Here is a 12,897-nt window from a genome sequence, read left to right on the forward strand (position 1 = left end):
GCCACGAGTCATGGATGACGATTTGGCCGGGTTCAGCGATTTCAACTGAACGGAGTTTTACACTGTCTCCGCCCGTAGCCTTGGAGCAACGGTTGTTTACCTCCATAGCGGTTACAGCAACTCACGGCTGTGGTTTTGCAGCATCAAGCTCCCTGGTAGCGGAAAGCCCACCCACCCCTTCAGGAAATATTGGAGTGGAGGATTAAGCTCTCCTCAATCGTACTAATTTGACTTTGTCTACAATCTGGAGCCTCCCCATTTGGGGAGGCTTTTTTCTTAGATACAGAATATTTTATAACAACTGTTTATGCCTCCGTTTTTCGGAAGGCAGATTACATGTCAACAAAGGATGGGCCACCGTTAAGAATAGGCAGTCATCCTGAAATGGTGGAGATTATTGTGAAATTTCAATAAGAAAATTACTCTAACATCTTTGCTTTATTATTCCCCTGTGCTATAATATTACCGGTATATACAAGTATTACCAACAAGCAGATCAAAGGGGGCGGGTGTATGCCAAAGATTAAGTTAAATCTATTCACAAAATTGTTTTTTTACATGTTTGTTCTCGTTATGGTGGTTACATTAGGTATTAGCGTAAATTCTTACTACAGATCGGCACAAATTATTGGGCAGAAAGAGAATGAATTGCTCGATACGGTGGTAAAGGAAAAAGTCAATACTTTTGAAGTAATCATTAAAAACAGCGCACAAACCGATGAATTGATTGCCGGTTTACCTATGGTACGGGAATATGTTGCTGCTGCCAATGCCGGCCAAATTCTTAAAAATACAGCGGAGCTCAGTAGTCATCTAAAGAACATTTATCAAAAAAGCAACGGCTTATATGAAAACGTTTTTATTGCCGGTAAAAATGGCCGGTCCTTGGCTGACGGGATTGGCGGAAAGTCTGTTGGGGTAGATTTGCGAAAAAAGAAGTACTATAAGGGAGCAATTGAGGGCAAATTAACTTTGGGCGAAGTAAGTATTTCGCCGGTTACCGGCAGGCCCGTTTTTGTTATCGGAGCGCCAATCAAAAAAGGTAGTGAAACAATTGGTGTTGCGGGTGTTTCCATCGACTTCAATACGCTGACAAAGCCGATCACGGAAACTAAAATCGGCCAAACCGGTTTTACATATGTTGCCAACAAACAGGGACTAATTCTTGCTCATCCGGACTCCTCCGTGGTTATGAAACAGGATCTGGACGAGCAGGGACCTGACTTGGCCAGGATCAGCCAGAGGATGCGTGAAGAGGTACAGGGGAGCGGTTCTTATACCTTAAACGGTGTAGAAAAAATAATTGTTTTCCGGCAAGTGCCTAATACTGACTGGGTTTTAGCTTCAGTAATAGAGTCCGGGGAAGTTTTGGCTGAAATTAACCAAGTGCGTGTGCAATTTTTTGTGATTGGTGGTATAGCCCTGTTACTCGCTTTGGGTGCAGCCATAATTATTGCCAGAAACTTGACTGGGCCGATTAAAAAGCTGCTTGAGGCAATGGAGCGGACTGCTAAAGGGGACCTAACGTACCATTTAGAGATACAGCGCCAGGATGAGCTTGGCGGTCTTGTGCATGCCTTTAATAAAATGCAAGCTCAGACTAATGGGTTGATCAGACATGCCACTGAGATGGCCGCCAAGGTGAGCATGACCAGTAAGGAGCTTTCTTCTAATGCCAAAGAAGCTACCAAAGCCACTCAGCAGGTGGCCCAGACAATTGAGCAGGTTGCCAAAGGATCTGCGAACCAAGCCCAGAGTGTTACTGAGATTGTACAGGTTATGGACCAGATGGTTCAGTCAATCCAACAGGTTGCTGCGGGGGCGGGCGAACAGAGCAAAAACGTTGTTACTACGACCGACATGGTAAACGAAATGGTTGAAAAGATAGCTGTTATGGCTGAAAGTATGGAAAACATCAGACAAGTGGCCGAACAGAATGGACTGGTAGCCGAAAACGGAGGCAAAGCTGTCGAAAAAACCGTTGACGGTATGCTGAAGGTTAAAGAAGCAGTCTTTGCGACTGCCAACAGGATTCACGACCTGGGTGAACACTCACAGAAAATAGGGGAAATTATCCAGGTTATTGATGACATAGCTGAACAGACTAATCTACTGGCATTGAATGCCGCGATTGAGGCTGCACGGGCCGGTGAACACGGTAAAGGTTTTGCGGTAGTTGCCGATGAGGTAAGAAAACTTGCCGAAAGGTCCAGCAAAGCTACCAAGGAGATAGCCCAGCTAATCACAGACATCCAAAGGGGTACTAAAGTAGCCATAGATTCAATGCAAACGGGTACTACGGAAGTCGAACAGGGAGTAGTCTTGGCTCAGGAGGCCGGAAGATCCCTGAAAGAAATAGTGGATGGCGTCAAAAATTCGGGAGAAAATATACACAAAATTATGGAGCTGATAAACAATATATTAACCGGAAGCAGGGAAGTATCGCAGGCTGTGAATAACGTAGCGGCTATCACCGAAGGGAACTCTGCAGCAACCGAAGAAATGTCTGCTTCCGCACAGCAGGTGAACTCCTCGATACAGAATGTAGCATCAATTTCGGAAGAAAACGCATCGGCGGCGGAAGAGGTGTCTGCTTCAACAGAGGAATTGACTGCTTCCATTGAAGAAATTTCGGCTTCATCTGAACAGCTTGCCAGGATGGCCGAGGAACTCCAAGGCCTGGTATCTAAATTCAGTGTATAAAATATCGGAATTGTCAGGTGGAAATTAACAGCGCAACCTGTAAATGGGTAGCGCTTTTTTGCTGGTATTAACCTACTTGCACTGTTAGCCTGTGCTATGCCCAATGTGCGTAATTCAATAATACTAAAGAATAATAAAACCGACATATTGACCAAAACGTCGGGGAGTGATAAAATGAAAATAAACCTGTATATACGTGTATATATTAAGAGGGGGTGAATTAATTGATTATCATTGGGGAAAAAATTAACGGTACCATTCCAAGTGTCAAAAAAGCAATAGAGGCCAAGGATGAAGAGTTTATTCGGGACCTGGCTGTCAGGCAGGCCGAGGCAGGAGCCGATTACATCGATGTCTGTGCAGGTACAGCGCCGGAGATCGAAGAGGAAACTTTGATCTGGCTGATGGACATTGTCCAGGATGCCGTTGATAAACCATTATGCATTGACAGCCCCAATCCAAGAACAATTGAAAAGGTTTTTCCGTATGCGAAGCGGCCCGGAATAATTAACTCAGTATCCGAGGAAGGCGACAAATGTGAAGTTATTTACCCGATGATACAGGGCACAGAATGGCAGGTTATCGCATTGACCTGCGACAACAGGGGAATTCCGTCAGATGTTCAGACCAGGGTAGATATAACAAAGATTATGGTAGAAAAAGCACAAAAATACGGCATAACCCCCGACAGGATCCACATAGACCCATTGGTAATGGCCCTTTCCGCTGATAACAAATCTCTGCTGAACTTCATTGAGACACTGACCGCTGTAAAAGAATTGTACCCCACCATAAAAGTTACCTCAGGTTTAAGCAATATTTCTTTTGGTATGCCTTTAAGAAAGGTAATAAATCAACACTTTTTAACTATAGCAATGTATGCCGGCATGGATTCAGCCATTTTGGACCCCTGTAACAGGGACATGTTAACGACGCTGTTGGCAACGGAAGCGTTGCTTGGACGCGACCGGTTCTGCAGGAACTTTGCCAATGCATACCGGAAAAACAAAATTGGACCCGTTAAAGTGGTCGAAAAATAATTGGCATTACAATTGAAAAGTAGTTGGCAATGCAATTGTCTGAAAATTATGAGCGACTAAAATTGTCAGAAAATAAGAAATATTAGCATGTTTGATGACGGGCAGGGGGTGTAATTGAGTTAACCGGAAAAGTGCAGAGAGATTCGGCCTAATACAACTATTAAAGGAGGAGAAATGATTATGGTGGATTTGGAAAAGTTGACTCAGGCAGTAGGAGAACTTGACGAAGAAAAAGTATTGGCGATATTGAAAGAATTTGTGGGAACTAACCCAAGTGGGGAAGAAGCAAACAAAGTAGTTAACGCGTGTCAGCAGGGAATGGCCATAGTGGGAGATTTATTTGAAAAAGGCGAGTACTTTGTTGGTGATTTGATCTTTGCCGGGGAATTACTTACAGCAGCCATCGACACTTTAAAACCTGTTTTGGGTGGGGAGAGCAACACCAAAATTGGGAAAATAGTTCTCGGTACAGTTGAAGGTGACTTGCATGACATCGGTAAAAACATCTTTGCCAGCATGGCCGAAGCGGCCGGCTTTGAAGTTTACGACCTGGGGATAGATGTTCCGGCCGGCAAGTTTGTAGAGAAGATAAAAGAAATTAAGCCACAAATCTTGGGCATGAGCGGTGTGCTCACCCTTGCTCTGGATGCAATGAAGAATACTGTGGATGCGCTTCAGGCAGCAGGGCTGCGTGATGACATAAAAATAATTATCGGGGGGAACCCTGTTACCGAGGATGCATGCAAGCAAATTGGCGCCGATGCATTCACAACCAACGCTGCTGAAGGCGTAAAAATTTGTCAGGAGTGGGTGAAATAGAATGTCCGATAAACTCGCATTGTCCCAAGAGCGGACTAAATTGTTTGAAGATATAATTGACGGTGTCATTCCCAAGAGAGTGCCTGTTAGCCACAATCTGCCCATCGAGTTTGCTATTCAGTATGCCGGAAAAGACTTGGCGGAAGCTCAGTGGGATACCTCACTACTTCCAGAGATATTTGAAAAAGTTTGTGCGGATTTTTATTCCGATACACTGCCTGTACTAGCTTTCAGGTTTCCTTCCTTTTACAAGATCCTGGGTGCCCGCAATTTTGTCATGAGCTCCAGCGGATTCCTGCAGCATCCTGAGGTTGAAGGGTTGGCTTTAGAAGATTATGATGCTTTCATCGAATCACCCTTCGACTGTATAGTAGAAAAGGTATTACCCCGGTTATACAGTGAACTTGATAAAGACCCAGTGGGTAAGGCTATGACTTTAGCCAAAGCCTTCACCGCCTTTAACGATGACATGGGCGCTGCCGCCATGTTATATGACAAACTGATAGAGAAATACGGCTATGCCCGTGTTAACCTTTTTGGCGGCATGTGTGAGGCACCTTTCGACTTCGTCGCTGACCAGTTAAGGGGTTTTAGGAATATTTCCATTGATGTTCGCCGGGTTCCTGATAAAGTGGAAGCGGCCGTTGAGGCAGTTACCCCATGGATGATCAAAATGGGCATGCAGCCTAACCCGACAAAAACATCGGCTACATTTATTCCTCTGCACATGGCCCCCTATCTTCGGGATAAGGACTTTGAAAGATTCTACTGGCCAACCTTTAAGAAAACCGTTGATGGTTTAGCGGAGGCCGGCATTAAGTCATTCTTATTCGTAGAGCAGGACTGGATGCGTTATGTTGACTATTTAGCTGAACTGCCGGAAAACACCATCATGATGTTCGAGTACGGTGACCCCAAATTAGTCAAAGAAAAACTTGGCAAAAAGCATATCATTACCGGTTTCTATCCAATTTCCCTGTTAAAAACCGGGACCGAGCAGGAGTGTATTGACAAGGCTAAAGAGCTTATCGATATTTTGGCCCCGGGTGGCAGGTACTTCTTTGGTTTTGATAAGTCACCTATCACAGTGGACAGTGTTAACACCAGAAACCTCCAGGCTGTGCTGGAATACGTAGCTACCAACGCTAATTATTAAGGAGGGGTTGTAAGTGAAGGCCAAGTATTATAAAACCTGGGAACAGTATAAGGCAGAACATCCGGAAATTGATGAGAAACAGGAGAAGGTAATCGCTCCTAAAATGCAGAGTTATGAGGAACGGCTGTTTGCATTTATTATGTTCCTGTGTATCTAGAAAACTGCTTACTAATCGATACAGAGAGAGACCTGATTCTCTCTCTGTATTATTTTTGGTTTTTTTATTTTTTACCAAGTAAATTGATGATGCAGGAGAGGAGTGAATTAAATCATGAGTGAAGGTACAAAGCCTTTGCTGTCGCCATATCGCTGGGTGATTCTGATAATCATGTGGTCTGCTGTATTTATCGGTATCGCCGCCCAGTTTCAGGTAGCAGCCTTGGCATATAAAATTATCCCTGATTTCAAACTGACACCTGGGCAGTATTCCATGATCCTGACAGCGCCTATGTTGGCCGGTGTATGTTTCAGTTTCGCGGCGGGCGCCTTAGCTGACCGCTTTGGTGTCAAAAAAGTGGTAGCAGTAGGGTTTGTCTTTTCGATAGTAGGAGTGTTTTTCCGGTTTGCCGCCCACAACTTCTGGGAAATGTTTATGCTGATGTTCCTGGCCGGAATCAGTCCGGGCCTCTTGAACGCCAACGTATCCAAGCTGCTGGGGGCATGGTTTCCCAGGGAACAGATGGGCACTGCCATGGGTATCTATTTTTCTGCCAGCGGTGTTGGTATGAGTGTCGCTTTGGCCACGTCGGCTTTCTTTCCAACAACCAAGAGCGCCTTTATTACTGCGGGTTTAATTATGCTGGTAATATGGATTTTATGGATGGCCTTTATTAAGCCCAAGCCTGAGGGCGCACCTGATCTGCCGGTCATGTCCGTGACCAAATATATTGGCGTAGCTGCCAGAAGCAAAAATGTCTGGCTGGTGGGTTTAGCCTTGATGTTTTTCATGGGTTCATCAATGGTATTTTCCGGTTTTCTTCCTAATGCATTAAACAAAGTGCATAGGATGAGTCCGGTAACAGCCGGGTTTATGGCCTCTATAGTGACCTTTGGTACCATTGTGGGCAGCATCTTAGGTCCCGTTATGTCCGACCGCATTGGAAAAATTAAGCCCTTTTTGGCCCCTGTGGCGGTTCTGGGAGCAATTGCCGGATATTCGTCCTGGCTGGTTGCTCAAGGGGCAGACATGGTAGCGCTGCTTGCCCTGCTTGGAATCTTCTCGGGAATATGCACGCCTTTACTTATGGCGTTCCCGATGCTGCTTCCGGAAATAGGCCCTGTTTATGCCGGAAGCGCCGGAGGTATCATCGGTACTCTGCAAGTTGTCGGGGCTGTCTTTATTCCATCTTTTATTATTGCCCCGTTGGCGGGCCAAAACTACAATATGCTATTTGCCCTGGGCAGTTTGTCATTTTTAATGATGGGCGTAGTGGCCTTGTTTCTGCCTGAATTGGGCGCCAAAGCCCGGGCTGAGGCGGGCCCTAACTCTATAGAAGCCATCTAGCCAAAAGAGGTGCCTGGCCCCCGGCACCTCCTAACATGTGCATCGGGTCATAAAAGAGAAAACCACCGGAATCCAAGAGTTGACAAAAATATTTAATAATTATAATATAATAATTAGTGGTATACTGCTGTATATACGTCTTGAGGGCGGTTTTCCCGGTTAAACTAACACCAGATGCTGTATTGTGACCTTACATTATTTTAGGCGAGGAATGATTTATATGAATTATACAATTATTGCCTGTGAGACGCTGCTTGATGAATTAAATTTGGCGATACGGGAAACGGGATGCCAATATCCGGTAATTTGGGTAGAATCAGAATATCATATAGATCCTAATGAATTAAGGAAAAGGTTGCAAAAGGAAATAGATGCACTGACTAACGTGGACAACATATTATTCGCCTACGGTTGCTGCGGTAACGGTCTGGTAGGTTTAAAGGCTTCTACGGCTAATTTAATTATTCCTAAGACTGATGATTGCATATCTATGGTATTAAGCGAGCCCGGCAAAATATTTGAACGCCGGAAAGAAACCTATTTCTTAACTAAAGGCTGGATGGAAAGTTCTAAAGGCTTGTTGAATGAATACTGGCATACTTTAAAACGTTATGGAGAAAAAAGGGCTAAGAAAATTTTTGCGCTAATGCTCAAGCACTATCATCATTTAATGCTTATTGACACAAAAGCATATAACCTGGAAGAGTGGTTGAACAAAGCCCGGGAGTTAGCCCAAAATACCCACCTGGAACTGGCTGTAACAGAAGGCGGCATTTGGTTTCTGAAAAAGCTGTTAACAGGGCCATATGATGAAAATTTCTGCGTCGTTAAAAAGGGTGAAACAGTCAATATCGGTCGTTTTCGGCATCAGTACAGTGAGCCATCCCACCAGGCTATTTAGGTTACCACCTCAAAATACTTTATTGTGGAGGATCAAATGAAAGATCTAAAGAAAATGGAAGGAACAATTATAAAGCTGGTAGAGCAATTAGACGAAGAAAATGCCATAAAACTGGCTAACGAGGCGCTAAATGCAGGAATGCATCCGCTCCGCCTGCTGGAACTGATTAACGAAGGTATGAACAGGGTTGGCAAGCTGTATGAGAGCAAGGACTATTATATAGCAGACCTGATTATGGCCGGGCTTATTTTTAAGCAAGTGTTGGAATTAGATAAAATGACCGCTCATTTCCAAAGCAACCACGAGCAAAAGATTGGGAAAGTTATCGTTGGAACTGTAAAAGGCGACATTCATGATATTGGAAAAGACATATTCAGGGGCATGATGGAAGCCAACGGCTTTGAAGTTATTGATCTCGGGGTAGATGTTCCGAAAGAGATTTTTGTAAAAGAAGTTGAGGAACACAAACCCGATATTGTTGGGTTAAGCGGTGTACTCACATCTACTGTGGATGCAATGAAAGAGACAATTGATGCTTTTGTGGAAGCCGGGTTAAGACATAAAGCTAAATTTATCGTTGGCGGTAACCATCTTACAGAGGATGCATTAAGATTTATTGGCGCCGATGCTTTTGCCAATGACGCTGCTGTTGGCGTAAAAAAATGCATCGAATGGATTAATCGGACCGGACAGGGAGTAAATAAAAATGAGTAATCCTGTTTATATAAAAATAGCTGAAGAAATAAAGAATAAGATAAACCGCGCCGAATTAAAACCAGGTGATGCTATTGCTTCGGAAGCTGCATTGTGTAAAGAATTTGGGACCAGCCGGATGACTGTAAGAAAAAGCTTGGCCATTCTGGCCAACGAAGGATACATTTACTCAATTCCCGGTAAAGGTAACTTTGTTCGAAAGCCGCAACATAATAAATATATTCTTTATTACGACGAAATGAACAACGCTATTAACAGTGTTGACAAAACCAAGTTGCTGGAAGTCAATATTATCATGCCCGATGAAAAGCTGGCCGATGAATTACAGATTACCAGGAACAAAAACGTTATTATGATCCGTCGGTTGTTTTATACTGACGGCGACCCTGTAGCTTATGACGTTAAATATTTAATTTACCGTAAGGGGATGCCTATAGTGGAAAAAGAAATCGAACATGCTACCTTCACAGAAATGATTTCCGGCAGCACGTCCCTTTTTGCGATAAAAAAAGAACTCACCATTTATGCTCGAACTCCGGATGAGGATATAAAACGATATCTAAATATTTATAATGAATTGGCCTTAATGGTTGTGGAGCAGAAACTTTATAACAGTGAAGATAAGCCAATGGGGCTGGGAATTACATACTTTCGTGGAGACTATATTAAATTGCAGGGAATTAGCCAATGAATATTTTGCAATATAAAAACCCTTGGAAAGGACTGCATCAAAAATTTTGGTGCAGTTTATTTTTTTCGGGGCCTTAGGCAGTTGGATTGGGGGCAATTCATATTTTGTCGCATTTTAGTACTTCTTGACAAAATGATAAAATGTGATAAAATGAAATTGCATGTATATACAGGTAATTACTTGCTTACGAGAAGACAAAGGGGGTGAATTAATTGATTATCATTGGGGAAAAAATTAACGGTACCATTCCAAGTGTCAAAAAAGCAATAGAGGCCAAGGATGAAGAGTTTATTCGGGACCTGGCTGTCAGGCAGGCCGAGGCAGGAGCCGATTACATCGATGTCTGTGCAGGTACAGCGCCGGAGATCGAAGAGGAAACTTTGATCTGGCTGATGGACATTGTCCAGGATGCCGTTGATAAACCATTATGCATTGACAGCCCCAATCCAAGAACAATTGAAAAGGTTTTTCCGTATGCGAAGCGGCCCGGAATAATTAACTCAGTATCCGAGGAAGGCGACAAATGTGAAGTTATTTACCCGATGATACAGGGCACAGAATGGCAGGTTATCGCATTGACCTGCGACAACAGGGGAATTCCGTCAGATGTTCAGACCAGGGTAGATATAACAAAGATTATGGTAGAAAAAGCACAAAAATACGGCATAACCCCCGACAGGATCCACATAGACCCATTGGTAATGGCCCTTTCCGCTGATAACAAATCTCTGCTGAACTTCATTGAGACACTGACCGCTGTAAAAGAATTGTACCCCACCATAAAAGTTACCTCAGGTTTAAGCAATATTTCTTTTGGTATGCCTTTAAGAAAGGTAATAAATCAACACTTTTTAACTATAGCAATGTATGCCGGCATGGATTCAGCCATTTTGGACCCCTGTAACAGGGACATGTTAACGACGCTGTTGGCAACGGAAGCGTTGCTTGGACGCGACCGGTTCTGCAGGAACTTTGCCAATGCATACCGGAAAAACAAAATTGGACCCGTTAAAGTGGTCGAAAAATAATTGGCATTACAATTGAAAAGTAGTTGGCAATGCAATTGTCTGAAAATTATGAGCGACTAAAATTGTCAGAAAATAAGAAATATTAGCATGTTTGATGACGGGCAGGGGGTGTAATTGAGTTAACCGGAAAAGTGCAGAGAGATTCGGCCTAATACAACTATTAAAGGAGGAGAAATGATTATGGTGGATTTGGAAAAGTTGACTCAGGCAGTAGGAGAACTTGACGAAGAAAAAGTATTGGCGATATTGAAAGAATTTGTGGGAACTAACCCAAGTGGGGAAGAAGCAAACAAAGTAGTTAACGCGTGTCAGCAGGGAATGGCCATAGTGGGAGATTTATTTGAAAAAGGCGAGTACTTTGTTGGTGATTTGATCTTTGCCGGGGAATTACTTACAGCAGCCATCGACACTTTAAAACCTGTTTTGGGTGGGGAGAGCAACACCAAAATTGGGAAAATAGTTCTCGGTACAGTTGAAGGTGACTTGCATGACATCGGTAAAAACATCTTTGCCAGCATGGCCGAAGCGGCCGGCTTTGAAGTTTACGACCTGGGGATAGATGTTCCGGCCGGCAAGTTTGTAGAGAAGATAAAAGAAATTAAGCCACAAATCTTGGGCATGAGCGGTGTGCTCACCCTTGCTCTGGATGCAATGAAGAATACTGTGGATGCGCTTCAGGCAGCAGGGCTGCGTGATGACATAAAAATAATTATCGGGGGCAACCCTGTTACCGAGGATGCATGCAAGCAAATTGGCGCCGATGCATTCACAACCAACGCCGCCGAAGGCGTTAAGATATGCCAAGGGTGGGTGATGTAGATATGACGGATGTTGCAGCATTAGCCAAAGAAAGGGAGCAATTATTCCGGGACCTTTTCAGTGGAAAGACCCCCAAAAGAGTGCCCGTTACCAATCCGGCAACTCTGGAATTTGCAATTCAGTACTACGGCGAGGACCTGGCCGAAGCCCAATGGGATGTACCCAGGTTAGAGGCTATACTAGATAAGTTTTGTCAGGATTTTCCTACTGATACCACCCCCATAGGTAGCCTGAGGCTTCCTGCGTTCTATCAAATGTTGGGTTCAAAAGCTATTGTCATGGGTTCCGGTGGTTTTATGCAGCACCCGGAAGTTGTGGGCCTGCTACCGGAGGAATACGATGACTTTATTGCAGCTCCCTATGACTTCATTATTGATACGGTCTTACCCCGGTTATATACCGAACTTGATGCAGAACCCAGTCAAAAGGCCCTGGTTCTGGCTAAAGCAATGAAGGCGTACTATGACGACTATGCATGCCTGGGTCAGATAAGAGATAGGGTTAATGCTAAACATGGATTGGTTGCCCCTATGGTGGCTTTGACTGAGGCCCCCTTCGACTTTATGGCTGACTTCCTGAGGAGCTTTAAAGGGATCTCCAGTGATGTAAGAAGGTATCCCGATAAGGTGCTGGCGGCTTGTGAAGCGGTAACGCCAATAATGATCAAGAAGGGCAAGCTGCCGGTTCCAGGGGTTTTAGGTTTCACCTTTATTCCCCTGCATATGGCGCCATATATGCGGGATAAGGACTTTGAAAAGTTCTACTGGCCAACATTCAAGACGTTGGTAGAAGAATGTGTTGCTATGGGTCAAAATGTGCAACTGTTTGTAGAAAATGACTGGATGAGGTATCTGGATTACCTGTATGAATTACCGGAAAACACTATTATGAGATTCGAATATGGAGACCCGAAAGTTGTTGCTGAAAAGCTCGGCAAGAAGCACATTATTTCTGGCTTCTACCCTGTTACATTGTTGCAAACCGGAACTGAGGAGCAGTGTATTGACAAGGCTAAAGAATTGTTAGATATTTTGGCACCTACCGGAAAGTACTGGTTCCAGGCTGATAAGAGTATAATAAGCGCCGATAAAGAGGGCAAGGTTGCTAATAACCTCCGAGCTGTATTAAGGTACTTTATGGAGAATGGTAGCTATTAATGATGGAAGGAGGAGATGTTATGAAGTCAAAATACTATGTCACCTGGGAAGAGTATAAAGAAAAACACCCGGAACTGGAAGGAAAACCGGAAAAAGTAATCGCTCCTAAAATAGAAAAGTATGAAGACATGATGTTTAATTTCATTATTGGCTTATTGCTATAAGGCTCCGCGGGAACAATCCAGGGACATGCAAGTAGTGCCGATATAAAAGTTGACCACCTTAAGTGGCTATGCAATTGGGGAAATTGACTACCCCGGGAATCCAATTCTGGACGAAAAAAGTTGACAAACTTTAAATTTTATGGACTCAAAGAGCTGCATGCCGTGCCATGTTATCCCTAATCAACTTAACCAATTGATACC

Annotated in this window: 13 protein-coding genes; all 13 read left to right on the forward strand. The window is 43.9% G+C overall.

The window, feature by feature from the left end; genetic code table 11:
* The first annotated feature begins 513 nt into the window (after positions 1 to 513).
* The 13 genes from ACSNJE_RS13500 (at position 514) to ACSNJE_RS13560 (ending at position 12,696) form a co-directional block, all read left to right on the forward strand.
* Positions 514 to 2,703: a methyl-accepting chemotaxis protein gene (locus ACSNJE_RS13500; RefSeq protein WP_495252864.1), complete on the forward strand. Its 2,190-nt coding sequence runs from the start codon at positions 514 to 516 to the stop codon at positions 2,701 to 2,703.
* A 224-nt stretch (positions 2,704 to 2,927) separates the two neighbouring features.
* Positions 2,928 to 3,743: a methyltetrahydrofolate cobalamin methyltransferase gene (locus ACSNJE_RS13505; RefSeq protein WP_052217368.1), complete on the forward strand. Its 816-nt coding sequence runs from the start codon at positions 2,928 to 2,930 to the stop codon at positions 3,741 to 3,743.
* A 180-nt stretch (positions 3,744 to 3,923) separates the two neighbouring features.
* Positions 3,924 to 4,562 carry a cobalamin B12-binding domain-containing protein gene (locus tag ACSNJE_RS13510; protein WP_013121457.1) on the forward strand — a complete coding sequence of 213 codons (639 nt, stop codon included), beginning with the start codon at positions 3,924 to 3,926 and terminating at the stop codon, positions 4,560 to 4,562.
* Between the two features lies 1 nt (position 4,563).
* Positions 4,564 to 5,718 carry a uroporphyrinogen decarboxylase family protein gene (locus tag ACSNJE_RS13515; protein ID WP_474774710.1) on the forward strand — a complete coding sequence of 385 codons (1,155 nt, stop codon included), beginning with the start codon at positions 4,564 to 4,566 and terminating at the stop codon, positions 5,716 to 5,718.
* Between the two features lie 13 nt (positions 5,719 to 5,731).
* A complete protein-coding gene (locus tag ACSNJE_RS13520; protein WP_474661719.1) occupies positions 5,732 to 5,875 on the forward strand; it encodes a hypothetical protein in 144 nt (47 codons plus the stop codon).
* A 114-nt stretch (positions 5,876 to 5,989) separates the two neighbouring features.
* Positions 5,990 to 7,222 carry an MFS transporter gene (locus tag ACSNJE_RS13525; RefSeq protein ID WP_052217369.1) on the forward strand — a complete coding sequence of 411 codons (1,233 nt, stop codon included), beginning with the start codon at positions 5,990 to 5,992 and terminating at the stop codon, positions 7,220 to 7,222.
* 220 nt (positions 7,223 to 7,442) lie between these two features.
* Entirely contained in the window at positions 7,443 to 8,123 is a 681-nt protein-coding gene (locus ACSNJE_RS13530) for a DUF1638 domain-containing protein (protein ID WP_495252865.1), read from the forward strand.
* A 36-nt stretch (positions 8,124 to 8,159) separates the two neighbouring features.
* On the forward strand, positions 8,160 to 8,837 hold the full coding sequence (locus ACSNJE_RS13535; RefSeq protein ID WP_013121452.1) for a cobalamin B12-binding domain-containing protein: 678 nt from the start codon (positions 8,160 to 8,162) through the stop codon (positions 8,835 to 8,837).
* Positions 8,830 to 9,528 carry a GntR family transcriptional regulator gene (locus tag ACSNJE_RS13540; protein ID WP_013121451.1) on the forward strand — a complete coding sequence of 233 codons (699 nt, stop codon included), beginning with the start codon at positions 8,830 to 8,832 and terminating at the stop codon, positions 9,526 to 9,528. The genes ACSNJE_RS13535 and ACSNJE_RS13540 overlap by 8 nt, the downstream gene beginning before the upstream one ends.
* A gap of 212 nt (positions 9,529 to 9,740) precedes the next feature.
* Positions 9,741 to 10,556, forward strand: a complete 816-nt coding sequence (locus ACSNJE_RS13545) for a methyltetrahydrofolate cobalamin methyltransferase (RefSeq protein ID WP_052217368.1) — start codon at positions 9,741 to 9,743, stop codon at positions 10,554 to 10,556.
* Between the two features lie 180 nt (positions 10,557 to 10,736).
* Positions 10,737 to 11,375: a cobalamin B12-binding domain-containing protein gene (locus ACSNJE_RS13550; RefSeq protein ID WP_495252866.1), complete on the forward strand. Its 639-nt coding sequence runs from the start codon at positions 10,737 to 10,739 to the stop codon at positions 11,373 to 11,375.
* Positions 11,376 to 11,377: 2 nt separating this feature from the next.
* Positions 11,378 to 12,532 carry a uroporphyrinogen decarboxylase family protein gene (locus tag ACSNJE_RS13555; RefSeq protein ID WP_013121449.1) on the forward strand — a complete coding sequence of 385 codons (1,155 nt, stop codon included), beginning with the start codon at positions 11,378 to 11,380 and terminating at the stop codon, positions 12,530 to 12,532.
* A 20-nt stretch (positions 12,533 to 12,552) separates the two neighbouring features.
* The gene (locus tag ACSNJE_RS13560; protein WP_198360479.1) at positions 12,553 to 12,696 is read left to right on the forward strand and encodes a hypothetical protein; all 144 of its coding nucleotides are present in this window, start codon (positions 12,553 to 12,555) and stop codon (positions 12,694 to 12,696) included.
* The last annotated feature ends 201 nt before the right edge of the window (positions 12,697 to 12,897 follow it).

The organism is Thermincola sp. GK-1, from assembly GCF_059412445.1.